This window comes from Collinsella sp. LCP19S3_B11 (assembly GCF_052121915.1).
Classification (GTDB): Bacteria; Actinomycetota; Coriobacteriia; order Coriobacteriales; family Coriobacteriaceae; genus Collinsella.
Genome location: NZ_JBQKDI010000002.1, coordinates 36,928 through 61,058, shown reverse-complemented (window position 1 = coordinate 61,058; position 24,131 = coordinate 36,928). Strand labels below are relative to the sequence as shown.

23 protein-coding genes and 1 other RNA gene are annotated in these 24,131 nt (G+C 59.8%); 9 read left to right on the top strand and 15 right to left on the bottom strand.

The features are described from left to right. Positions 1-34: 34 nt before the first annotated feature. From ACTQV4_RS01885 to ACTQV4_RS01870, 4 genes are all read right to left on the bottom strand, one after another. Positions 35-415: a peptide chain release factor family protein gene (locus ACTQV4_RS01885; RefSeq protein WP_441569164.1), complete on the bottom strand. Its 381-nt coding sequence runs from the start codon at positions 413-415 to the stop codon at positions 35-37. 83 nt (positions 416-498) lie between these two features. Further along, the gene (locus tag ACTQV4_RS01880) at positions 499-1,077 is read right to left on the bottom strand and encodes a xanthine phosphoribosyltransferase (protein WP_154515325.1); all 579 of its coding nucleotides are present in this window, start codon (positions 1,075-1,077) and stop codon (positions 499-501) included. Next, positions 1,035-1,424 carry a hypothetical protein gene (locus ACTQV4_RS01875; protein ID WP_441569163.1) on the bottom strand — a complete coding sequence of 130 codons (390 nt, stop codon included), beginning with the start codon at positions 1,422-1,424 and terminating at the stop codon, positions 1,035-1,037. The genes ACTQV4_RS01880 and ACTQV4_RS01875 overlap by 43 nt, the downstream gene beginning before the upstream one ends. A gap of 141 nt (positions 1,425-1,565) precedes the next feature. After that, a complete protein-coding gene (locus tag ACTQV4_RS01870) occupies positions 1,566-2,849 on the bottom strand; it encodes an O-acetylhomoserine aminocarboxypropyltransferase/cysteine synthase family protein (protein ID WP_441016249.1) in 1,284 nt (427 codons plus the stop codon). Between the two features lie 158 nt (positions 2,850-3,007). Between ACTQV4_RS01870 and ACTQV4_RS01865 the strand changes: the two genes are divergently transcribed. Next, entirely contained in the window at positions 3,008-3,526 is a 519-nt protein-coding gene (locus ACTQV4_RS01865; RefSeq protein ID WP_195838525.1) for a C-GCAxxG-C-C family protein, read from the top strand. Between the two features lie 67 nt (positions 3,527-3,593). On the opposite strand, the gene ACTQV4_RS01860 is transcribed toward ACTQV4_RS01865, so the two are convergent. The 3 genes from ACTQV4_RS01860 to rpsA form a co-directional block, all read right to left on the bottom strand. Further along, positions 3,594-4,232 (bottom strand): YigZ family protein, encoded by a 639-nt coding sequence (locus ACTQV4_RS01860; RefSeq protein ID WP_195838524.1) that lies wholly within the window; start codon positions 4,230-4,232, stop codon positions 3,594-3,596. Positions 4,233-4,587: 355 nt separating this feature from the next. Then, an RNA gene (gene rnpB / locus ACTQV4_RS01855) (RNase P RNA component class A) lies at positions 4,588-4,949 on the bottom strand. Between the two features lie 343 nt (positions 4,950-5,292). Further along, the gene (gene rpsA, locus ACTQV4_RS01850; protein WP_154515317.1) at positions 5,293-6,459 is read right to left on the bottom strand and encodes a 30S ribosomal protein S1; all 1,167 of its coding nucleotides are present in this window, start codon (positions 6,457-6,459) and stop codon (positions 5,293-5,295) included. Positions 6,460-6,772: 313 nt separating this feature from the next. On the opposite strand from rpsA, the gene ACTQV4_RS01845 reads away from it, so the two are divergent. Continuing rightward, positions 6,773-7,531, top strand: coding sequence for an HAD family hydrolase (locus ACTQV4_RS01845; protein ID WP_441016252.1), 759 nt, complete (start codon positions 6,773-6,775; stop codon positions 7,529-7,531). Here ACTQV4_RS01845 and ACTQV4_RS01840 read toward each other — a convergent pair. Further along, a complete protein-coding gene (locus tag ACTQV4_RS01840) occupies positions 7,528-8,847 on the bottom strand; it encodes an L-cysteine desulfidase family protein (RefSeq protein WP_441569161.1) in 1,320 nt (439 codons plus the stop codon). The two genes, ACTQV4_RS01845 and ACTQV4_RS01840, sit on opposite strands and share 4 nt — an antisense overlap. 13 nt (positions 8,848-8,860) lie before the next feature. On the opposite strand from ACTQV4_RS01840, the gene ACTQV4_RS01835 reads away from it, so the two are divergent. Beyond that, positions 8,861-9,121, top strand: coding sequence for a hypothetical protein (locus tag ACTQV4_RS01835; protein WP_441569159.1), 261 nt, complete (start codon positions 8,861-8,863; stop codon positions 9,119-9,121). After that, a complete protein-coding gene (gene rpiB, locus ACTQV4_RS01830) occupies positions 9,118-9,585 on the top strand; it encodes a ribose 5-phosphate isomerase B (protein WP_427719257.1) in 468 nt (155 codons plus the stop codon). The genes ACTQV4_RS01835 and rpiB overlap by 4 nt, the downstream gene beginning before the upstream one ends. Positions 9,586-9,762: 177 nt before the next feature. Here the strand turns inward: rpiB and ndk are convergent, their stop codons facing one another. From ndk to ACTQV4_RS01810, 4 genes are all read right to left on the bottom strand, one after another. Next, positions 9,763-10,167, bottom strand: a complete 405-nt coding sequence (gene ndk, locus ACTQV4_RS01825) for a nucleoside-diphosphate kinase (protein ID WP_441016258.1) — start codon at positions 10,165-10,167, stop codon at positions 9,763-9,765. Positions 10,168-10,552: 385 nt separating this feature from the next. Then, positions 10,553-11,983 (bottom strand): argininosuccinate lyase, encoded by a 1,431-nt coding sequence (argH, locus tag ACTQV4_RS01820; protein ID WP_441031859.1) that lies wholly within the window; start codon positions 11,981-11,983, stop codon positions 10,553-10,555. Between the two features lie 118 nt (positions 11,984-12,101). Beyond that, positions 12,102-12,272, bottom strand: a complete 171-nt coding sequence (locus ACTQV4_RS01815; RefSeq protein WP_154515301.1) for a hypothetical protein — start codon at positions 12,270-12,272, stop codon at positions 12,102-12,104. Positions 12,273-12,506: 234 nt separating this feature from the next. Beyond that, positions 12,507-13,733: an argininosuccinate synthase gene (locus tag ACTQV4_RS01810; protein WP_035138001.1), complete on the bottom strand. Its 1,227-nt coding sequence runs from the start codon at positions 13,731-13,733 to the stop codon at positions 12,507-12,509. A 554-nt stretch (positions 13,734-14,287) separates the two neighbouring features. Here ACTQV4_RS01810 and ACTQV4_RS01805 point away from each other — a divergent pair. Next, a complete protein-coding gene (locus ACTQV4_RS01805; RefSeq protein ID WP_427795799.1) occupies positions 14,288-15,115 on the top strand; it encodes a Cof-type HAD-IIB family hydrolase in 828 nt (275 codons plus the stop codon). 272 nt (positions 15,116-15,387) lie between these two features. Here ACTQV4_RS01805 and polA read toward each other — a convergent pair whose 3' ends face one another. Further along, a complete protein-coding gene (gene polA, locus ACTQV4_RS01800; RefSeq protein ID WP_441031860.1) occupies positions 15,388-18,138 on the bottom strand; it encodes a DNA polymerase I in 2,751 nt (916 codons plus the stop codon). Positions 18,139-18,304: 166 nt separating this feature from the next. Here polA and ACTQV4_RS01795 point away from each other — a divergent pair, with 166 nt between their 5' ends. Beyond that, positions 18,305-19,702 (top strand): aminopeptidase, encoded by a 1,398-nt coding sequence (locus ACTQV4_RS01795; protein ID WP_441031862.1) that lies wholly within the window; start codon positions 18,305-18,307, stop codon positions 19,700-19,702. 103 nt (positions 19,703-19,805) lie between these two features. Beyond that, positions 19,806-20,615, top strand: coding sequence for a YaaA family protein (locus tag ACTQV4_RS01790; protein ID WP_441569157.1), 810 nt, complete (start codon positions 19,806-19,808; stop codon positions 20,613-20,615). A gap of 40 nt (positions 20,616-20,655) precedes the next feature. On the opposite strand, the gene ACTQV4_RS01785 is transcribed toward ACTQV4_RS01790, so the two are convergent. Beyond that, on the bottom strand, positions 20,656-21,171 hold the full coding sequence (locus tag ACTQV4_RS01785; protein WP_427719236.1) for a hypothetical protein: 516 nt from the start codon (positions 21,169-21,171) through the stop codon (positions 20,656-20,658). Between the two features lie 171 nt (positions 21,172-21,342). Between ACTQV4_RS01785 and thiC the strand changes: the two genes are divergently transcribed. Further along, positions 21,343-22,677: a phosphomethylpyrimidine synthase ThiC gene (thiC, locus tag ACTQV4_RS01780; protein WP_441554562.1), complete on the top strand. Its 1,335-nt coding sequence runs from the start codon at positions 21,343-21,345 to the stop codon at positions 22,675-22,677. Positions 22,678-22,854: 177 nt separating this feature from the next. Beyond that, on the top strand, positions 22,855-23,685 hold the full coding sequence (gene thiD, locus ACTQV4_RS01775; RefSeq protein ID WP_427719233.1) for a bifunctional hydroxymethylpyrimidine kinase/phosphomethylpyrimidine kinase: 831 nt from the start codon (positions 22,855-22,857) through the stop codon (positions 23,683-23,685). Positions 23,686-23,758: 73 nt separating this feature from the next. On the opposite strand, the gene ACTQV4_RS01770 is transcribed toward thiD, so the two are convergent. Further along, positions 23,759-23,920 carry a hypothetical protein gene (locus ACTQV4_RS01770; protein WP_441569155.1) on the bottom strand — a complete coding sequence of 54 codons (162 nt, stop codon included), beginning with the start codon at positions 23,918-23,920 and terminating at the stop codon, positions 23,759-23,761. Positions 23,921-24,131 lie beyond the last annotated feature (211 nt).

Genomic DNA, 24,131 nt, shown 5'->3' with positions numbered 1-24,131 from the left:
ACAGCCCCTATTTCACCGCAACTTATTCAGAAGATCACTCCTCCCCGCCCGGCTTGCGGCGGTTGGCCTTTTTAATGGCGTTGAAGTGCTTGTCATTAAGTCTGCGCTGGCGAGAGCGCTGAGGCACCTTGGTCTTTACGCGTCGACGCGGTGGACGCCCGCGACGCTCAAGCTCAGCGTGTAGCTTACGTAAACAGCAGCTACGATTTTGGAACTGGCTGCGACTCTCGCGCGCCGTCACGGTAATCCCCGTAGGGATATGTTTCATGCGCACCGCCGAGTCCGTCGTGTTCACGCCTTGCCCGCCCGGGCCCGTCGCGCGAAACACCTGCACCTCGCAATCGCGCGCCAGCTCCTCGACCGGCATCTCGGCATAGCGCGCATACTCACGCCATCCCATCTTGTTCTCATCCATATCAACACCTCCCCTCATACAAAAAATGTGACAAAGGGACAGTCCCTTTGTCACATCGCATACCAATCGCTTGTGTTGCGAGCCTAGGCGAAGGTGATCTCGCCGTTCTCACAGTCCATATCGGCGATACGGGCCAGGCTCTCAACACGGAAGCCGCGCTCGCGGAGCTTATCGCCACCGCCCTGGAAGCCCTTCTCCACCGCAATGCCAATGCCGGACACCTCGGCACCCGCAGCCTCGCAGATCTTGATAAGACCCTCAAGCGCGCATCCGTTGGCCAGGAAGTCGTCGATAATCAGAACCTTGTCGCCCTCGGACAGGAAGCGCTTGCCAACGATGACCGGGTACTCCCTCTGCTTGGTAAAGGAGTAGATGGTCGTGGCATACTGCTCGCCGTCGAGGTTGATGGACTGCGCCTTCTTGGCAAAGACCACCGGCACGCCGCCAAAATGCTGGGCTGCGATGCAGGCCATGCCAATGCCCGAAGCCTCAATCGTAAGGATCTTGTTAATCTCGACATCCTCGAACAGACGGGCCCACTCGGCGCCCATGTGGTCAAACAGCTCAACGTCGCACTGGTGGTTGAGGAAAGCATCAACCTTAAGGACATTACCGGCCTTTACGATGCCGTCATGGCGAATACGGTCCTCAAGCTCCTGCATGGCGCAACCCCTTCTCGCGGCAACGATACCGCGCGATTAATAAACGTTGTTCGATAGTCTACCACGGACCGACCCCCGCCCGCCCCACAAGCCGCATCGCACCACAAAGCCGCATCGCACCACAAAGCCGCAAGCAGATACACCGAGCTTACCAGCTGAATGCGATCGAGGCCCACGCCCGGCCCCTTTTGCATCACGGGCAGCGCCACGGTCACGACGGTCGAATCCAGACACACCATAAACGTCATGATGAGCACCGTAAACAGAATCGCCCATTTGTTCTTGCCATGGGTGTCTCCCTCAAGAGCGATGTGTTCGCGGCGCAGCTGCTCTGCGGTTTTCTCCATATCCATCCTTTCGAGTGGCGCAACACAAAAACGGGGCCCCAATCGCCTTCAAACAGTCGCGATTGGGGCCCCGCCTACGGTATCGGGACTAAAGGTCGCCGAAGCTTTCTGCCGGCATCGGCGCCTTGCACGAACGCTAGCCTAGCACTGCTCGAGCGCCTGCTCAAGGTCGGCAATCATATCGGCCGTGTCCTCGAGGCCGCACGACAGGCGCACCATGTCGGCGGAGATACCACAGGCGATAAGCTCCTCATCGTTCATCTGGCGGTGCGTGGCGTTAGCGGGATGCAGGCAGCAAGTGCGGGCGTCGGCCACATGCGTGGCGATCTGAGCGAGCTTGAGGCTCTTCATAAAGGTCTCTGCCGCCGCGCGACCACCGTTAAAGCCAAAGCTCACAACGCCGCAGGTGCCGTTGGGCATGTACTTTTGAGCTAGGTCATAGTACTTGTCGCCCTCCAGACCCGGATAGCTCACGAAGCGCACCTTGGGATGGCTCTGCAGGAACTTGGCAACAGCCAGGCCGTTCTCGCAATGACGCGGCATGCGCACATGCAGGCTCTCGAGCGAGCTGTTCAGGAAAAATGCCGCCTGCGGGTTCTGCATGGGGCCGAGGTCGCGCATGAGCTGAGCGGTTGCCTTGGTAATGAAGGCGCCCTCGCGACCGAACTTCTCGGCATAGGTCACGCCGTGGTAGCTCTCATCGGGCGTGGTGAGACCCGGGAACTTGTCCGCATGGGCCATCCAATCAAACTGGCCGTGGTCGACGATCACGCCGCCCAGGCAGGCCCCATGTCCATCCATGTACTTGGTGGTGGAGTGCGTAACGATATCGGCGCCCCACTCAAAGGGACGGCACATCACGGGCGTCGGGAAGGTGTTGTCGACCATCAGCGGCACGCCGTGGTCATGCGCGGCCTTGGCAAAGCGCTCAATATCGAGCACGGCAAGGGCAGGGTTGGCGATCGTCTCGCCAAAGACGAGCTTGGTATTGGGCTCAAAGGCTGCCTCGAGCTCCTCATCGGTGCAATCGGGGGCAACGAACGTGCAGGTAACGCCCATACGACCCATGGTATGGGCAAGCAGGTTGTAGGTACCGCCGTAGATGGCCGAGCTTGCGACCACATGATCGCCGGCGCCGGCCACGTTAAAGATTGCGAGGAAGTTCGCAGCCATGCCCGAGCTCGTGAGCATCGCAGCGGTGCCGCCCTCCATCTCGCAGATCTTGGCGGCAACCAGATCGCACGTAGGGTTCTGCAGACGGCTGTAGAAATAGCCAGACTCCTCCAGGTCAAACAGCTTGCCCATGTGCTCGGACGTGTCATACTTCCACGTGGTGGACTGGTAGATGGGCACCTGGCGCGGCTCCGCGTCTCCCGGGTGATAGCCGCCCTGAACACATGTCGTACCGATGGTCTGCTCGCTCATATCTAGCTCCCTTGCCTGGGTTACATTTTTATCCGGTTCACGATACCGCTACCCCGCACCCCTCTCAACCCATCCCCAAGGTAGGTTATGAGACAAATCAACCGGGGGCATTTATCGCAGATCTTGGCATTTATTCGATAGATAAAAATGAGGCATACATGAGGCTTTCGATGAACAAATGCATCGGCAAGGGTACCATAGGCGAGTACACCGTTACCGAGGAGACAACGATGAAGCAAATCGATACTGCCCAGCTCGACATCACCGCCTGTCAGGCTCAGGCTGCCGAATACCACGCCCGTGGCTTTAACTGCGCACAGGCCGTCGCCTGCACGCTCGCACCCGCCGTCGGGCTCGACCCCCAGACCGCCTTTATCCTCACCGAGGGCTTTGGCGCCGGCATGGGCGGCATGACCGAGACCTGCGGCGCTATCTCGGGCGCCGTGGCCATCATGGGCTTTGTAATGAGCGACGGCATGGATAACCCCAAGACCAAGGGCCAGACTTACAAGCTGTCGCGCGAAATCGCCAAGCGTTTTAAAACGAAAAACACGACGACCGTCTGCGGCACGCTCAAGGGCATCGGATCGGACAATGGTCCGCTCCGCAGCTGCCCCGGCTGCATCGACGACGCCATCGAGATCGCCTGCGATGTGCTAAAGCAGCTCGCCGAGTAAACGGCGGCAACAGAAAACGACGGCCGGCGTGCTTGGGATTCATCCAAAAGCACGCCGGCCGTCGCCGTTAGAACTCGGCAAATTTGGGAGCGCCGACCTCAATCTCCTCGCGCCCCGCCATAAGCTCGCGCATCTTAGCGCAAAACGGCTCCTGCTCCCCCGCCTTAAACACCAAATGAATCGTCACGGCATCCGCGTAATCGGTATCCGAAACCTTGGCACCCGAATCCTGCGCCAAACGAAGCACCTGCTCATACTGCGGATAGGCCACGTGCACGTCAACAGGCACGACGCTCGTCATCTCAACGACCTGCCCTGCCTCCTGAGCAGCTGCCACCGCCGCCTGCGTCGCCGCGGTATAGGCGCGCACCAAGCCACCGGGCCCCAACAGCGTGCCGCCAAAATAGCGCGTCACCACGCAGCAAACATTTTTGAGCCCAGCGCCGCGCAACACCTCGAGCGTCGGCATGCCGCTCGTGCGGCTCGGCTCACCGTCATCACTCTGACGCTCGCGTCCATCGACCAAAATCCACGCGGGAACATTGTGTCGAGCGTCGTAATGACGCTTGCGAACCATCTCGATGAAGGCATTCGCCTCATCCTCGGATTCAATATGGACCAGCTGGGCAATAAACCGGCTCTTGCGATCCACAAACTCGCCAGAAGCCTCAATATTCGATCGCAGGGTAAAATAGCTGTCCAACAAAGCCCCTCAACAAAACTAAGCGCGGCAACAAACAGCCTCAATAATACGGCAAAGACAGCACCGTTGTCCTCGCCAACAAGAGCGAAAACGCCAATGATGCCGTCACCAACAGCGAGAACCCGTCAGCGCGAGCAAGGTGCCTTGAAAGACGAGATTGCAACAGGAATGAGGCTGCCGATGACCAGGCAAAAACAGCGAGATGCCAAGAACGGAACCGCCGATGATTCCGTCAACGAAAGCGAGAACCCGTCAGCGCGAGCAAGGTGCCTTGAAAGACGAGGGCATTGACCTTATGGTCATGCCCGAAGGCTTGAAAGGCAGATTGTCGCGCTGACGGGTTCGCAGCGTCAACAAAGTGCCGAGTGGGCCTATAAGCCGGGTTCTGTCGTGAACGGTCATTTATCTTGTCTGCACGTTACCGTGCAGCTCCACGCACGCTACCCGAACGCGGACCGGGCCGGCCCATAGCGTTCCTATTCGCGCTTGCTCCGGATGGGGCTTGCCAAGCCGCCGTGTTGCCACGACGCTGGTGGTCTCTTACACCACCGTTTCAGCTTTTCCCTTTACGCCTTGCGGCGCAGGTGGGAGTCTTCTTTTCTGCGGCGCTTTCCGTCGGATCACTCCGCCCGGCCGTTAGCCGGCATCCCGCCCTCTGGAGCCCGGACTTTCCTCACGCGTGCCGCAAGCAGCACATCGCGCGACCGTCTGGCCCACTCAGCAGTGCAAGAGTGTAACACACCGTTGCCGCAGGCAAAGGCACAACACAAGCGTTCGACACGATATACCAAGAACCATGCCATGCGGTACAATAGGGTCGTCGATGGGCAACGTCGCCAGTCGAGACGCGACCGCGCTCCGCACCCCTCCGTCTACTCGGTGCGTTCCCGCCTCCTCCCCGAGGCGGGATGTCGGCATTTTCATGCACCGACAACCCAATAGCCCCCGTGAACAGCCCGGACAGCGTTGCGCACGAGTAGCATTGCGCACCTCACCGGCAAACGCAAAAAGGGACCCGTCCATTGCGGACGGATCCCTTAAAGCAAGTGATCGTCAAACCGATTTACTCGGCGTCGGTCTCCTCGTCCTTCTTCTCGGAAGGCAGCGGGGTAACCTCGATCTCGACACCCAGAGTCTCAGCAGCGGACTTCATAGACAGGGAGATACGACGACGGTCGAGGTCGATCTCCATGACCTTGACCTGAACCTTGTCGCCCACGTGGGTGACCTGAGAAGGCTGGTCGACGTGCTTGTTGGCCATCTCGGAGATGTGCACCAGGCCCTCGATGCCCTCGCCCAGATCGACGAAAGCGCCAAACGGGACAAGCTTGGTCACCGTGCCCTCGACGATAGCGCCGACGGGGTACTTCTTGACCAGTGCGCGCCACGGATCCTCGGTGGTCTGCTTGAGACCCAGGGAGATGCGCTCGCGGTTGAGATCGACGTCGAGAACCTCGACCTCGACCTCCTGGCCGACCTTGACAACCTCGGAAGGATGGTTGACGTGGTTCCAGGAGAGCTCGGAGATGTGGATGAGACCGTCGATACCGCCGAGGTCGACGAAGGCGCCGAAGTCGACGATGGAGGAAACGGTGCCCTGGAGACGCATGCCAGACTTAAGCTTGGACAGGATCTCGGAACGCTCGGCCTTACGGGACTCCTCAAGCACGACGCGACGGGAGAGAACGACGTTGTTGCGGTTGCGGTCCATCTCGATGACGCGGGCCTCGATGCGGGTGCCCATGTAGGAGGTGAGGTCCTTGACGCGACGGAGGTCGACGAGGGAAGCGGGCAGGAAGCCACGCAGGCCGATGTCGAGGATCAGGCCGCCCTTGACAACCTCGATAACCTCGCCCTCGACGTTCTCGCCGGAGTTGAACTTCTCCTCGATGCGGTTCCAAGCACGCTCGTACTCGGCACGCTTCTTGGAAAGGACCAGACGACCGTCCTTGTCCTCCTTCTGGAGAACCAGGGCCTCGATGGAATCACCGAGTGCAACGATGTCTGCAGGGTTAGCGTCCTTGCGGATGGACAGCTCGCGGACCGGGATAACGCCCTCGGATTTGAATCCGATGTCAACGAGCACCTCGTCATGCTCGATCTTAACGACAGTACCGTTAACGAGATCGCCCTCATCAAAGTCGGTAATCGTACCGTCGATGAGGTTGTTCATCTCCTCCTCGTTGACATCGTCAAGAGAGAAAATGGACGAGTTCTGAATCTCACTCAAAGGTGGACCCCTTTCGAACTACGGGGCCCCGATTGCTAGGACCTACAGAAGGGTGCGACAAGCACACAACGTTTAGGAACACTCGGGAGCCGACAGATACTAATGTGACGCTTATGCAATCACGTTCGTATAGGTTACGTGGAAATCACTTCGATTTCAAGCGTGAACTGCGATTTTTTACTCGTATGGAGACTTTTTCGCAATCTTGTGAACGACCGTCTCCATAAGTTGACGATAAGCAGTTGAGTATACGGCTTTGGGGTAAAGTATCCGGAGCCAACGTTCTAAACGATTTTTCGAGAAAGGTGCCCGCGTGCTCAAAGCAGTCGTTTTCGATATGGACGAGACGCTTCTCAGCATCAATCTCAACGCGTTTATCCTTCGCTATTTTAAGGATGTCTCGTCAATGCTCGCGGATATCGGACGATGCAGCCGCGGTGGCACGATGGCACGCCTCGGCACCATCCTGGTCGACCTCAACGCCAATCGCCGAAGCGGCACGGACAATCGCACCAATCTTGAGTTTTACCGCACCGAGGTCGAGCGCAGGTGCGGCATCTGCCTCTCGGACCCACTCATCTACGAGGCGTTTACCTACTATGAACGCGAAGTTCTCCCGTACAAGAATGACGATGCCATCAATGCCCACGCCATGCCGGGTGCACACGCCGCACTCCAGGCTGTACGGGACGCAGGACTGCGTTGCGCACTCTTTACCAACCCCAGCTTTCCCCAGGGGGCCATCGAATGCCGCATGGGTTGGGGTGACCTGGCCGACGCCCCCTTTGAGCTCGTGACGCACATGGGAAACGCCACCCGTTGCAAGCCCGATGCCACCTATTACCTGGAGCAGCTGCAGGCCATGGGGCTCGAACCGCACGAGGTCCTTATGGTGGGCAACGACCCCAAGCGCGACTTCCCCAGCCCCGCCTGCGGTATTCAAACTGCCTATGTTGGCCAGGGAAAACCCAGTCGAGCCACCTGGCGCGGAACCATGGAAGACTTCGCCCGCGACTTTAACGCCGTAATCGATGCCTTCTACGAGCACCAAGTAGCCAACGAACGATCCTAACAAACCTGGGTTTTGCCGATCATGATGTTGAGGATTTCGACGTCGGTGTCCTTCATACCCACGCGACCCACATAGCCCATGCTGGCGATTGTCTGCTCAACGGTATCTTGGATCAGGCCCTCGCCGGCGCGGAAACCGCGGCCCTGCATGGCCATATCGTGGCCTAGAATCGCCGCATCAACGGCTGCGGAAATCTTGGCGGCACAGCTCGCCTTGGCGCCATCGCACACGATGCCGCCCACGTTGCCGAGCGTATTCGAGACCGTCGCGCCGATCTGATCACGCGTGCCACCGCACAGCCAGGTAATCGCAGCGCCGGCACCGCACGCGGCGCAAATAGCACCGCAAAATGCCGAAAGTGCACCAATATAGCTTTTGATATGCACGGCAATAAGATCGGACAGCATCACGGCGCGCACCAGGCGCTCGTGGTCGCAGCGCAGGTACTCGGCATATTCCATAACGGGCAATGCACAGGTAATGCCCTGATTGCCCGAGCCGCACACAATGGCGACCGGCAGTGCGCAGCCGTTCATGCGGGCGTCGGACCCGGCGGCTGCACGGGCACGGGCACGGCAGGCGACGTCATCGGCACGAGCGCCCAGCAGCGTACGGCCCACCTCGGCACCCCAAGCGTGCGCCAAGCCCTCTGCGCTAATGGCGCCGTTCAGCTCGATCTGACGCTCAACGGCAGCGCGAGCACCCTCAACATCGCCGTCCTCAATAAAGTCGATGATGGTCTCAATCGACATGGGCGTGTCGGCGCTATCTGCCGTGCGCTCGGCCACCACGCGTTCGGCGCAGGCGGCACACTCCCCCACCGACTTGCCGCATACCGGAATACCGTCGAGTGTATGGCACGTGACATTGGTGTGGTGGTCGGTAATCTCAACGACCGCGGTATGCCCCCCGGCCGTGGCAGTCACCTTGATGTAGAGGTTGGGCACGCCCTCGACAAGCGACACATCGCAGTAGCCGGCATCGGCGAGGAGCTCGGCCACGCGAGCACGGTCTTTATCGTCAACACTCTCGAGCACCTCGAGCGCGCTCTTGGCGTCGCCGCCCACGGCACCCAGCACGGCCGCGGCTTCAATACCATGCATACCGCCCGAGTTAGGCACGGTAACGCTCTTTACGTTCTTGATGATGTTGCCCGAGCAGGCAACATCCATATGATCGGGTTCGCAGCCGAGCGTCTGGCTCGCCAGCGCCGCTGCATAGGCAACGGCAATGGGCTCGGTGCAGCCGAGCGCACAGACAAGCTCGCGGTTCAAAACATCGCAAAACGCGGTATCACGAAGGGAATCGGCAGGCATAGGTATCTCCTACTTGTATAACGGGCTGGGCTCTCAAAATAGTTCGCTATTATTATTTGATAACAATGCATCAAAAACCACAACCATGGTTCCGGCGGACGGCGCTCAAGCACAAATTGGCGGCATTATTCATGAGAAGCCGGTCTTATTGCATGCTAAAGCGTTTGAGCAAAAAACGCCCGAGCGTTTACACAAAAGTCGCGCTATCATGCAGTCGAACGCGGTAAAACCTTTAGCAATCTCGCCGCACAGACCAGAGAGGAAGCATCCATGAAGATCGGTATCGGTAACGACCACGCCGCCGTCGAGCTCAAGAACATCATCTCCGAGCACCTGAAGGAGCGCGGCTGCGAGGTCGTGAACTTTGGCACCGACACCTCCGAGAGCTTTGATTACCCCATCGCCGGCTACAAGGTGGGCAAAGCCGTAGCCAACGGCGACGTCGATCTGGGCATCCTCATCTGTGGCACCGGTGTCGGGATTAGCTTGGCCGCCAACAAGGTCGAGGGCGTTCGTGCCGTCGTGTGCTCCGAGCCCTTCAGCGCCAAGCTCTCGCGCATGCACAACAACACCAACGTGCTCGCCTTTGGCGCCCGCGTCGTGGGCTCCGAGCTCGCCAAGATGATCGTCGACGAGTGGCTCGATGCCGAGTTCGAGGGCGGCCGTCACGAGCGTCGCGTCAATCTCATCAACGAGATTGACCAGACCCGCGGACTCAAGGTCGTCGACGAGGCTTAAAGACTTACAACACCATACGTTAACGACAGCCCCCGTCCGGAACACACATCCGGACGGGGGCTGTTTAGTAGATTTTTGGGATATACCTAGAAATCTACTGGAATAAAAAGGGCGCCGCGGATGGAATTCCGCGGCGCCAAAGCCACACGCTAACAGCTTTGAGGAGTCAAAGCTGGTTTAGCCAAAGAAGCGCTTGATCTCGATCTCGGCGTTCTCCAGGCAGTCGGAGCCGTGGATCACGTTGGCGTTGACATCGACAGCGAAGTCGCCGCGAATGGTGCCGGGGGCAGCGTCAAGCGGGTTGGTAGCGCCCATAAGGGTGCGCATCTTGGAGACAGCGGAGAGACCGGAAACGACCATCTTGACGACCGGACCGCTCGTCATAAAGTCGCAGAGATCGCCAAAGAAGGGCTTGTCGGCCAGATGGGCGTAGTGCTCCTCGACGGTAGCGCGCTCGAGCGTGGTCATCTCCATGCGCTCGATGACAAGGCCGCTACGCTCAATGCGAGCGACGATCTCGCCGATCTTGCGATCGCGCACAGCGTCGGGCTTAATCATGATGAAGGTCTTCTCGATAGCCATAAGGTAGCCTTTCAAGTAGGTTCGCGCGTGCCCAAGTCCCATTCCGGCACCCGCCTGGACTGCATCGTAACAGAGTTTTAGCTGCAGTTAAACAAAAAGCTGTTTTTTGAAACATTACAATTTATTAAAACGTTCCATATGTGTCACTTCTGTTTCGAAGCCTGATTAGAGTACCATCCGACCGCGCATCAACCGCGCCGAACCGAGCGGACGGTCGGTTGCCGCCCGTGAACGTACCCCCTTCACAACCTGCCCAAAGGTCCTACAGAAGTTCTCGACAAGCCCCTTCCCCATTGCAACAAAATACGGGCGCCCGCAGCAACAGACGCCCGTAAAAGCAAAAACGATTTATCAATAAATGGCCAAAGCCGCTTCAACTAAACCCTTACTTTGCTCCGTGGCCCATCTCGACGACCTTGGTCAGCGATCCAAGCATACCTTCGTCGGCAACGAGTTGTGCCTGGGCACGCTGCAGCTGCACGGCAACGGCGGCAGGGGCGGTACCGCCCTCGGTCGTGCGTGCAGCGACAATCGACGGGATGTCGAGCGCCTCGGTAATGTCGTGCTCAAAGAGCGGGCTTGCCTCTTGGAACACCTCAAACGGCAGGTCCTCAAGATTGCAGCCGCGCTTCTCGCACATCAGGACCAAATGGCCCACCACGGCGTGGGCCTCGCGGAACGGCAGGCCACGCTTGGCCAGGTAATCGGCAACATCGGTAGCGGCAAGGTGCCCCACGCCGCACTCGCGCGCCATGGCATCCTCGTTGACGGTCCAGGTCGAGATCATACCGGCCATAACGGACAGGCACTGCATGAGCGTATGGGCGGTATCGAGCGCGCCCTCCTTGTCCTCCTGCAAGTCCTTGTTATAAGCGAGCGGCAGGCCCTTCATGGTCACGAGCAGCTGCACCAGGTTGCCATAGACTCGGCCGCTCTTGCCGCGGATAAGCTCGGCAAAATCGGGGTTCTTCTTCTGCGGCATGATGGACGAGCCAGTGGAATACGAGTCGGAAAGCGTGATAAAGCCAAATTCGGAGCTCGACCACAGCACGATCTCCTCGGAAAGACGCGACAGGTGCATCGCCATGACGGAGCCGGCGTAATGCAGGTCGAGGAGGAAATCACGGTCGGAAACCGCATCGAGCGAGTTGGGAATCACGCCCGCAAAGCCAAGTTCGGCGGCCGTCATCTGACGATTGAGCGGATAGCTCGTACCGGCAAGCGCGGCAGCGCCCAGCGGGCAGTTGTCGGCAGCATCAAAGGCGGCCTTCAGGCGTGTAAAGTCGCGCGCGAACATCCAAGAATACGCCAGCAGATGATGCGACAGCAGCACGGGCTGAGCATGCTGCATGTGCGTGTAACCCGGCAGAATCACCTTGTCGTACTGTTTGGCCGCATCCACCAGCACGTGGCGCAGCTCAAGATTGGCCTCCATGAGCTCCTTGGCCAGCGCCTTGACGCCCAGGCGCGTATCGGTCGCCACCTGGTCGTTGCGCGAACGCCCGGTATGCAGGCGCTTGCCCGCCTCGCCGATGCGACGGGTCAGCTCGCTCTCGATGGACATATGAATGTCCTCGTCGTTGATATCGAAGGTGAAGTTGCCGGCATCGATATCCTGTTCGATTGCGGTCAGACCCTCGGCAATCGCCTGCTCGTCCTTTGCACTGATAATGCCCTGGGCCGCCAGCATCTTGGCATGTGCCTTAGAGCCAGCGATATCCTGCTTATAGAGATGTTTGTCGACCGGCAGCGACGCGCCAAACTCCTGCGTGACCTCGGCCACGCCTGTCTCAAAACGACCGCCCCAAAGAGCCATGGAACCGTCCCCTTTCTCCAAATACCAAAACAAGCGCCCAAAGCAAAGCGCCATGTCGCTAAAGCGATTTATCAACCGCTAGTTTTGCACATTCCCCGCCGTGCGCGAGACCATGTGGCTAATTTGCAAAGAAGTGACGCACCAGGCACTTGGCGCCCATCGACTCCCGCCAGCCGTTGCTCGCCGAGCCGTCAATCCATGCCTTCAGGCTCATAGGGACATCCTCGACCTTTGCAGCATCGAACTCGGGCGCGAGGGCAAGTAAAGCATGCGCGATAGCATTGAACATAATGGATACTCCTCAGATATATATAGGCGCAAAGCCGCCAAATTGATAGAAGGAGCCCCGCCGGACAACCCCGGCGGGGCTCGGACTCAGCCGCAGACGCGGCATCATATATGCGGGCGGAATGTAGGGGCCACCGATGTTAAGAAGTGTCAGCAAGCATAACGAAAGGTAGGGACCCCATGCGCCCGTTATGTATCACGCGGATGGGCCGCGCGGATACCAAGGGAGAAAGACTTAAGCCTGAGCGGCAGCAGAGCTGGGACCCTGGACCTTGGCCCACGTCTTGAGCGACAGCGTGTCGATCTCGATAAAGCCGGCGCTGGCCTTCTCGTCAAACGTGGTGTCGCGGTCGTAGGTGGCCAGACCGTAGTCATAGAGGCTGAAGGGGCTCTTGCGGCCGACAACATGGCAGTTGCCCTTAAAGAACTTCAGACGAACGGTGCCGGTCACGAACTTCTGGGTATCGGCCATAAAGGCGTCGAGTGCGTTTTTGAGCGGGCTGTACCACTGGCCGTTGTACACGGCGGTGGCCCAATCCTGCTCGAGCTTAATCTTGGTCTTGAGCAGATCGCCCTCGACACAAATATCCTCGAGCGCCTTATGGGCGGTGATAAGCGTCAGGGCGCCGGGAACCTCATAGCACTCGCGGCTCTTGAGGCCCACCAGACGATCCTCGACCAGGTCGAGACGACCAAAGCCGTTATCGCCCGAAATCTTGTTGAGGGCGATGACGATCTCGGAGAGCTTCATCTTCTTGCCGTCGACGGCGACGGGCTTGCCGGCCTCAAACTCAATCTCGGTGTAGGTCGGGGTGTCGGGCGTGTCCTCGGGATTCTTGGTCATAACCCAGGCGTCGTCGAGCGGCTCGTTCCAGGGATCCTCCAGGTGGCCGCACTCAATGGCACGACCCCACAGGTTGTCGTCGATGGAATAGGGGTTGTCGTTGGCACCCTCGGGAACCGGCACGTTGTGGGCGTGAGCATAGGCGACCTCGTCGGGACGGCACTTCAGATCCCACTCGCGAACCGGGGCGATAACCTTAAGCTCGGGGTCGAGGGCCTTGACGGCAGCCTCAAAACGAACCTGGTCGTTACCCTTGCCGGTGCAGCCGTGGGCGACGTAGGTCGCGCCAAACTCGTGGGCGACCTCGACAAGCTTCTTGGCGAGCAGCGGGCGAGACAGAGCGGAAAGCAGCGGGTACTTGTTCTCGTACATGGAATTTGCGGCGATGGCCTTGGTCAGGAACTCATCGGAGAACTCATCGCGCAGGTCGAGCACCTGGCAATCAAGAACGCCCAGGTCGAGCGCTTTCTGTTTCTTGGCATCCAGGCCGGTCTCCTCCTGGCCCACGTTGCCGCAGACGCAAACGACATCGAGATTCTTCTCGTCCTGGAGCCACTTGACACATACGGATGTATCAAGACCACCGGAATATGCGAGAACTACTTTTTCCTTGCTCATGGCTGTTTCCTTTCGCCCTTGGTAGCTAGTTAGAACATCGGTCAGTTGCAAGTCATTTCAAGGTCACGTACCGTGCAATATCAGGTTAAATAGCAAAAATCAGCACATACATGCCCTAGAAACATGCAGCAATGTCGTGCTAAAACCCAACGACCTTAAAATGACTCTGTTGAGGCAATTCGCCCCATGCGGACAGAGACGATTGTTATCGTCGTCGGGAAATTGCGCGCTGGCGTCGGATGGCATTGTCTGCAGTGGTGATGATCTTTACGAACTGCATCTGCCTCTCCTTTCACACATCGCCGGGCGCAATTCTAATATCGCAAACGGTACCTTTTCCTCGGTAAGCGGCTCTTTTGCCGTCTCCGTTTTCGATGGTCGCTATATTACGCTAAAGTGCCCGCTGCACAAGCGACAAATTCAAATTTCTGAAAAGTTTTTTCATTAGTTTGTGAAATGCAGTGCAAATACGCTCCGTTCCTGCGAAAATACGCCTGATTACGAGTTGATGGTTATAACGTCTGAAACAATTTCGAAACGAAAGGCTCGCTTTTATGCAAACTTACGAATCGGACGCCAATATCGGAAACATTAAGCTCATCGCCGTCGACATGGACAAGACGCTGCTGACCGACGAGCGCGTGCTGCCGCAAGGACTTGACGAACGCCTGGACAAGCTCGCCGAAGCCGGCATCGTATTCTGCCCCGCCAGCGGACGTCCCGCCCCCAAGCTCGAGGAGATGTTCGAGGGCATCAAGAACCGCCTCGCCTTTTGTCCCGACAACGGCGCGTGCGTGATATATCGCGGCAACTATATCTATAAGAGCAATATCGATGTGGCGCTGTATCAACAGGTGCTCGCTCGTGCCTCGGAGGATTCTCGCGCCGTTCCCGTCCTGTGCTGCTTCGACGAGTTCTACGTGCTTGCCCGCGACCATCAATACCACGACGAGATCAGCGTCTACTACAACACAATCAACTACGTCGACAGCTTTGAGGGCATTGATTTCGAGTCCAACAAGATTTCGATCTTCTTCCCCGCCTACGACGCTGAGCCTGCGTTCCGCGAGACCTATAACCCCGCGTTCTCGGATCAGCTCTACGTCACCAATGCGGGCCGCGAGTGGATCGACTTTATGAACCTGGGCGTCGACAAGGGCGCCGGCGTCGCGCACCTGTGCGAGCACTTGGGCATCGATATCGCCGATGCCGCCGCCGTGGGCGACACCTACAACGATATCCCCATGCTCGAGCGCGTCGGGCATAGCTTTATCGTGGACAATGCCGAAGAGCATATGAATGCGCACGCCAAGTGGCGCATTCCGAGCAACAACGACGGGGGCGTACTGACGCTCATCGACGCCATCTTGGCGGCTCGGTAATCTATCTCGTCGCCATGCCCGGGGCCGGCCGTTTGATTTTTGCTCGGTCAGGTCCTGGGCTCGCTCGAAGGCCACATTAAGTGGCCTTCGGCTCGTGCGGAATCTACAAAAATCAAACGGCCGGCCCCGGGCATGGCTATGTTGACTTGCTTGCCGCCTAGATGGCGTCTTGGGTGTCTAGATACTTGGCTGATTTTTTGGAATGAAGGGGGCTCCTTGTTGGCAAGGAGCCCCCTTCTGCCTTTAATTACTTTGGAATTGTGGGCGCTTTCCTATTTCGCGTCGGCCCAGGTTACGCCGGTGCTGGCTTCGGCGATGAGGGGTACGCGGAGGTCTACGACGTGCTCCATGACGTCTTGGACCATGGCGGTGAGGCGCTCGACTTCGTCGACGGGGCACTCAAAGTCCAGTTCGTCGTGCACCTGCAAGATCATGTGGGCGGCAAAGCCCTCTTCTTCCAGGCGGCGGCTTACGCGGGCCATGGCGATCTTGATGATGTCGGCGGCGGTGCCCTGCATGGGGTGATTCATGGCCGTACGCTCACCAAAGCCACGGAGTTGCGGGTTTTTGGCCTTGAGCTCCGGAATATGACGCCGGCGACCGTACATGGTCTCGGCGTAGCCCGTCTGCTTGGCGCGCGCCACCACGTTGTCGAGGAACGTGCGCACGCCCGGGTAGGCCTCGTAGTAGCGATCGATCATGCCACGCGCCTCGGCCATCGAGATGTGCAGCGACTGCGACAGACCGTACGCCTGCTGACCATACACAATGCCAAAATTCACGGCCTTGGCGCGACTGCGCAGGTCGGGCGTTACCTCGGACACGGAAACGCCAAACACGCGCGCGGCCGTCTCGGCATGGAAGTCCTCGCCCTCGTTAAAGGCGCGCACCAGGTGCTCGTCACCCGAGAGATGCGCCAGCAGACGCAGCTCGATCTGCGAGTAGTCCACCGCCAAAAAGACACTGCCCTCGCCTGCCGAAAACGCCGTCTTAACGGTACGGCCCAGCTCAGAGCGCGTCGGGATGTTCTGCAGGTTCGGGTCGCTCGAGGACAGGCGACCCGTTGCCGTGATGGTCTGGTTGTACGTGGTGTGCACGCGACCGTCACCACGGCGCAGCGGACCTAGCGTGTCCAGATAGGTCGACTTGATCTTGGACTTCTCACGCCAGTCCAAAATCAGGCGCACGATTTCGTGGTCACGGGCAAGGTCGCTCAGCACCTTGGCGTTGGTCGAATAGTACCCGCGCTTGGTCTTTTTGAGGCCCTTGGTCGGAAGCCCCATAACGTCAAAGAGCACGTGCGAGAGCTGCATGGGACTGCCGATGTTAAACGTCTCATCACCTGCCAGGTCGCGAATGCTGCGCTCGACCTCGGTGATCTGGGTCGCCAGGCCCTCGGACAGGCTGCGCAGCCGGTCGGGATCTACGAGCATGCCCGCGCGCTCCATCTTGGCAAGCACCGGCACGAGCGGCATCTCAATGCCATCGAACACGTTGGCGGCGTTCTCGCGGGCCATGCGGTCGCGAAGCGGCGCCACGAGTGCCAGCGTCAACGCCGCGGTACGGGCAGCAGGAGCAGGAGCGTCCTCGCCAGCACCATCCGCACCGCGCGCCGCAGGCAGCGCCATCTGCAGATAGGTATCGGCCAGATATGCCTCGTCAAACTCGGAGCGGTCGGAATCCAACAGGTACGCGGCAACCACGGTATCAAAGATGCGCACGGAATCGACTGCCAGCGGGTCCATGAGCTCGGGCTCAGAAGAATCGATGGGCGAAAGCTCATGCAGCAACGCCTTCATGTCCGGGCTCGCCACGCGGCCCTCCATAAACAGGCGCGCGAGCACGCCAGCGATAACGCCGTGGGCAGAATTGAAGCCCTCGACAGTGGCAGGCGTGCCGTCATCGGCTTCCTCGAGCGCAAAGAGCCCCTTGGACGTCGCCAGCCACAGCGTACGCGTCAGGCCAAAGAGCGCACCCTCCTCCTTGTCATCGTCCACCACGGCGGCGACCCACTCGCCCGCATCAATCGCGCGAGAGATCTCGGCCGCCACAGCAGCAAGTGCCTCAGCGTCGCCGGCGGCGGCACGCGAAACCGCGGGTATCTCGAACGCGCTGGCAGCGGGCACGACCCCGCCCTCGCCGCCAATCAGCGCCAGGAAGCGGTTCTGCATGGCCGTAATGCCAAGTGCGCCCAGCGCCGCGGACACCTCATCGGCAGAAAACGCTGGGAAGGACGTCGCGTCAAAGTCGAGCTCGACAGGTGCATCGGTGCGGATGGTCGCAACCTTGCGGCTCAGTAGCGCATCGTCGATGTGTGCACGCAGGTTCTCGCCCATCTTGCCCTTGACCTCGTCAGCATGCGCAATGACCTCGTCCAAGCTGCCGTACTGCGCGATGAGCGCGCTCGCCTTTTTGGGGCCGATGCCCGGTACGCCGGGAATGTTGTCCGACGTATCGCCCTTCAGACCGTAAAAATCGGGCACGAGCGCCGGCGTAATGCCGTGATACAGGTCGTCCACGCTCTCGGGCGTCATGATCGCCACGTCGGACAGGCCCTTGCGAGTCGAGACCACGTTGACGTGCTCGGTCACAAGCTGATACATGTCACGGTCGCCGGTCACCAGCAGCATGTCGCAGCCGGCCTCCTCACCCAGGCGCGCCATGGTTCCCAGGATATCGTCGCCTTCCCAGCCCTCGGACTGCAGAATTGGCACGTTGAGCGCCGTGAGCAGCTCCTTAATCATGGGAAACTGCGCATGCAGATCGGGGTCCATGGGCGGGCGCTGCGCCTTATACTGCGGCAGCATCTCCATGCGCACGCGCGGCTTGCCCTTGTCAAACGCCACGACCACACCGTCGGGGCTAAAGGCATCGATCATCTTAAGAAACATGTTCAGAAAGCCAAAGATCGCGTTGGTGGGGCGACCGTCCGGCGCGTTCATGGTCGGCGGCACGGCGTGGAAGGCGCGGTGCATGAGCGAGTTGCCGTCGATAACGGCAAAGGTGCGGCGCTTGTCAGACATATTGAATACCTCGCTTTGGACTGGGCACGGCTTGCTCACTCCAGTTTACACGCTCCCCGCCCCGCGGCCACCGCACATCAAGCTCCCCCGCCACCGCGCGTTCCCGAGTGATACGATGGCTCACGGTACAACAACCAGCACGATCGATCCGAAAGGAGCCTGCGTCATGGAGCGTCCCTGCGCATGGAAAAAGTACACGCCACAGCAAATCGAGGAGCTCGAGGAGCTTTGCCGCGGCTATAAGCAGTTTTTGAGCGAGAACAAGACCGAGCGCCTGTGCGTCAAGACCGGCATCAAGATGGCCGAGGAGGCGGGATACGTCGACCTGGAGACCGTAATCGCCGAAGGCCGCGAGCTCAAGGCAGGCGACAAGGTGTACGCCGCCAACCACGGCAAGGATCTTATGCTCGTCAACCTGGGCACCGCCCCGCTCGAGCAGGGCTTTAACATCCTGGGCGCCCACGTGGACTCGCCGCGTCTGGACCTCAAGCAGAATCCCGCCTTCGAGGCCGGCGACATGGCCTACCTCGACACGCACTACTACGGTGGCGTCAAGAGCTACCACTGGGTGGCCTCCCCGCTCGCACTCGTGGGCGTCATCTGCAAAAAGGACGGCACCACCGTCGACATCAACATCGGCGACAAGGCCGACGATCCGGTCTTTACCATCTCCGACCTGCTGATTCACCTCTCGAGCGAGCAGATGTCCAAGCCCGCCAAGGACGCCGTCGACGCCGAGATCCTCGACGTGATCGTGGGCGGCCGTCCCGTAAAATTTGACGAGGACGACAAGGACGCTCCCAAGGAGCCCGTCAAGCAGATGTTCCTGGATATCCTCAAGGAGCAGTACGACGTCGAGGAGGAGGACTTCCTCTCCGCCGAAATCGAGGTCGTGCCCGCCGGCCCCGCCCGCGACATGGGCCTCGACCGCTCCATGATTTTGGGCTATGGCCACGACGACCGCGTCTGCGCCTACCCCTCCATGCTCGCCCAGATCAATGTGGCCAACGTGGAGCGCACGAGCATCACGCTCATCGTCGACAAGGAGGAGATTGGCTCCGTGGGAGCCACCGGCATGACAAGCCGCTTCTTCGAGAACACCGTCGCCGAGATCATGACGCTCGCCGGCGAGGGCAGCCCGCTGGCCCTGCGCCGCGCACTCGCCCGCAGCCGCATGCTCTCCTCTGACGTGTCCGCCGGCTTCGACCCAGGCTACGCCGGCAAGTTCGAGACCAAGAATGCAGCCTTTATGGGTCGCGGCCTGTGCTTTAACAAGTACACGGGCAGCCGCGGCAAGGGCGGTTCCAACGACGCCGACGCCGAGTATATGGCTCTCATCCGCGACATTATGGACGAGGCCGGCGTGGACTTCCAGACCTGCGAGCTCGGTCGCGTCAACGCGGGCGGCGGCGGCACCATCGCCTACATCATGGCCAAGTACGGCATGAACGTCATCGACTCCGGCGTTGCCGTCCTATCCATGCACGCCCTGTGGGAGGTCGCCAACAAGGCCGATATCTACGAGGCCTATCGCGGCTACAAGGCCTTCATCGAGCGCGCCTAATCAACCCTTCATCAGTTGCGGTGAGATACGGACTAAACTGGCCCATAAACGGCCAAAACAGACCGTATTACACCGCAACTTCCTTTTTGACAGAGGAGAGTCCATGCTGCAGGTCATCATTTCGCCCGCCAAGCAGATGCGCGCGGCCCAAGATGCTTTTGAAGTCCTGGGCATTCCACCCTTTGTGCGCGAGACGGCTCGCCTCCACCGCGCACTGCTAGATATCGAGCGGAATGAAGGCAGCGGCAGCCTGCAGGCGCTGTGGAACGTGAGTGACAAACTGCTGGGGCCCTGCCTCAACACCCTGCATGAGTTCGAGCCCATCTTGCAAAACGGCGATCTCGACAATCCCGCACTCGCCCGTCACCTCTCCCCTGCCGTCATGTCCTATCACGGCATTCAATACCAAAGCATGGCGCCCGAGGTGATGGATTCCGTACAGCTCGCATGGCTGCAAGACCATCTGTGGATCCTCTCGGGCCTTTACGGATGCGTACGCCCCTTTCATGCCGTTGAACCGTATCGGCTGGAGATGGGCGCGAAGCTTGCCGTCGACGATGCCCGAGACCTCTACGCGTTTTGGGGCGACAAGCTCGCACGGGTCATCGCTCCGGCAGGCTCCAACGCCACGATCGTCAACCTCGCCAGCGCGGAATACGCCAAAGCCGTTCTGACCCGCCTCACCACCGACACCACGGTCGTCACATGTCTCTTTGGTGAAGGCATCCGCAACGGCAAGCCCATCCAACGCTCGACCGCCAGCAAAAAAGCGCGCGGCTCCATGGTGCGCTGGATGGCAGAAAACAAGTTCGAGGATGTAAGCGGGCTCACCGCGTTCGACGTTGGTTATCGTTACTTTCCCGAGCTTTCAAATAAAAACACTTTGGTCTTCCTGAACGAACAGGCCTTGTAGGACTACCGCTACTTTTGAATGTGCTGCCTAGGCACGGCGTCTATTCCGCCAGGCCGTCGGCTTTTGCAATCTCGCTCGTCGAGCCATCTTGGTAGGTAACCTTAACGTGCTCCACCTCGGGCGTCTCAACACCCGACGGAGGCTCCAGGCGCCATTCCGTCAGGGCTATATCCATGGTCGTGGGTACATCCCCCTGATCTTTGAGCTCGACCGACAGCGTCCTAAGCGACGCATCGAAGGTCACGCGCTCGATCTCTTCACCAGGAATGGAACCACCGCTCAGCTGCAGTTGCACAAACTTGTCGCGCGGATACCAATAGTCGCCCGGCGCGGCAACGGTATTGCCACCCGCGACCTTCGCCGTCATAATCGGCAGGCTATCGTCCGCCTCAAACGTCCAGGAAACTCCCCCACGCCCGCCAAACGTCCAGATACAACAGGCAATCACCATCACGACAAGAATCGCGAAACCAATTGCGACCAGCCCATGATGGGCGCGGCTCTCCTCGGCCGACACATCCCACTGCGTCTCTCGATACAGATGCTTGTCTTCCATGTTCGCCTCCCCGCGGGCATGCTCGTCGCGTCAATCGTACCCATTCGAGCTATACTTGAGCCCACCACATAAACGGGGAGCTTGCAGGACAAGACGGCAGGCTGAGACTGGGCGCGCCCGCCCTGACCCGCAAACCTGATATGGGTAATGCCAACGAAGGGAGCCGTGCCAATGAGCACACAGACCGAGCCCAAGCTCGTCACGCAAATCGACTTCGCCCGCGCCGGGCAAATCACACCGCAGATGAAGGAGGTTGCCGAGCGCGAGCATCGCGACCCCGAGTACATCCGCGAGCGCGTGGCCGACGGCCGCATCGCCATTCCCGCCAACATCGTGCATATCAAAAAGGGCATGCGTGCCTTTGGCGTCGGCGAGGGCCTGTCTACCAAGGTCAACGTCAACCTGGGCATCTCGGGCGACAAGGCCGATGCCGCCGAGGAATGGAAGAAGGTCAAGATCGCCGAGGACTTTGGCGCCGACGCCATCATGGACCTCTCCAACTCGGGCAAGACGCGCCAATTCCGACAGCAGCTCATCGACGAGACGCCGCTCATGGTGGGCACCGTCCCCATGTACGACGCCATCGGCTACATGGAAAAGCCGCTTGTCAAGCTTACCAAGGACGACCTGTTCGAGGTCGTGCGCGCGCACGCCGAGGACGGCGTGGACTTTATGACCATCCACTGCGGCATCAATAAGTCGGTCACCAAAACCTTTAAGGAGACCGGCCGTCTCATGAACATCGTCAGCCGCGGCGGCTCACTGCTGTTTGGCTGGATGGAGGTCACCGGCAACGAGAACCCCTTCTACGAGTACTTTGACGAGCTGCTCGAGATCTGCCACGAGTACGACGTGACGATTTCGCTCGGCGACTCCTGCCGCCCGGGCTGCCTCTACGACTCCAACGACGCCACCGAGACCGCCGAGATGATCGAGCTGGGCAAGCTGTGCAAGCGCGCTTGGGCCGCCGGCGTCCAGGTCATGGTCGAGGGCCCGGGGCACATGGCGCTCGACGAGATCGCCGCCAACATGAAACTGCAGAAGCGCCTGTGCCACAACGCCCCGTTCTACGTGCTCGGGCCGCTGGTGACCGATATCGGCGTGGGCTACGACCACATCACCGCAGCCATCGGTGGCGCCATCTCCGCGAGCTCGGGTGCCGACTTTTTGTGCTACGTGACACCGGCAGAGCACCTATGCCTGCCTAACGCCCAGGATGTGCTCGACGGCCTCATGGCCACCAAGATTGCCGCACACGCCGCCGACATCGCCAAAAAGGTGCCCCACGCCCGCGACATGGACGACAAGATGGGCCAGGCACGCCGCAAGCTCGACTGGGACGCCATGTGGACGTGCGCGCTCGACCCGGTCACCGGCAAGAAGCGCTACGAGGAATCCCCTGCTGCCACCGAGGGCACCTGCACCATGTGCGGCAAGATGTGCGCCGTCCGCACCGTCAACAAGGTATTCGAGGGCACGACGATCGACCTCGGCATGGAGGACTAACTCGTCACCGGACCCATAATCGGCCACAAGGCGTTCGTCAATTGTTGACGTGTGAACATTTTCTTACATTTACGTAAAGATTGCGCCACCCGCCCGGGATCGGCATACAGCCGGCCCGGGCAACTTTATAATGCGGGCAGGAGACCCATTTGAATCCGACCGAACAAGGGAGCGAACATGGATCGTAGTAAGGTACCTGCCGTCCTGTCCATCGCAGGATCCGATTCCAGCGGCGGTGCCGGCATTCAGGCCGACATCAAGACCATCACGGCGCACCGCCTGTATGCCGAGACGGTCATCACGGCCATCACCGCACAGAACACCCTAGGCGTCACCGCCGTGCAGAACATCTCCCCGGATATTGTCGCGGCGCAGATCGATGCCGTTTTTGACGATATCCGCCCCAGTGCCGTCAAGATCGGCATGGTTTCTTCTGCCGAGATTATCGAAGTCATAGCCGACCGCCTGAGCGCCTGGGACGCACAAAATATCGTCGTCGACCCCGTCATGGTCGCCACTTCGGGCGCTCGTCTCATCGCCGAGGACGCCGCCGAAGCGCTTACACGCCGCCTGTTCCCGCTGGCGACCGTCATCACGCCCAATATTCCCGAGGCCATGGCGCTGCTCGACTACGAGGTCGATTCCGAGCGCACACAGCAAAACGCTGCTATGCTCCTCACCCGCCGCTTTGGCTGCGCGTCCCTCGTTAAGGGCGGGCATTTTGTCAACGAGGCCAACGATGTGCTAGCAGAGCCCGCGCCGCTCGATGACGAGGGCAACCACCTGGGCGATCCGCTCACCACGTGGTTCCGTCACAAACGCATCGAGACCGACAACACGCATGGTACCGGCTGCACGCTCTCGTCCGCCATCGCCTGCGCGCTGGCCCAGGGCATGGATCTTGCCGATGCCGTCAACGCCGGCAAGGCCTACCTAACAGGAGCTCTCGCCGCCGGCCTGAACATGGGCAAGGGCTCCGGCCCCGTCAACCACATGTGGCAGTACTAAAAAGCCAGCAGCCAAAACCACCGCCCAAACCACCACAAAGGCGCCTGTCCCTTTGTGGTGGTTTGGGGTCGCGCTACTGACCGAGCATCTCTTGGAGCTTGGCTGCCACGGCGTGGCCCAGGCTCTCGTGGCTTTCGGGCATCATGTGCAGATAATCGATATCGCCCAGGTCGCGCTGGGCCACGCCGCACCAGCGCACATCGTGCGCATAGCGCACCGCGGTGCCATCGCGCATGCCCGCCGGATCGTAGCCATAGGTATAGGTCAGTTTACAAGGAACTACACGCAGACCGTGAAACGGGCTGCTGACAACAAACGGCGCTATGCTCCCGGCTGGGTGCATAGCGCCGTTTGTTGCGGGGGTTTCCAAAGGGGGCAGCGCCCCATTTGGCACACGACTTTGCGGAGCAAAGTGTAGTGTGTTATACGCTCTGTCGGCGTTGCCC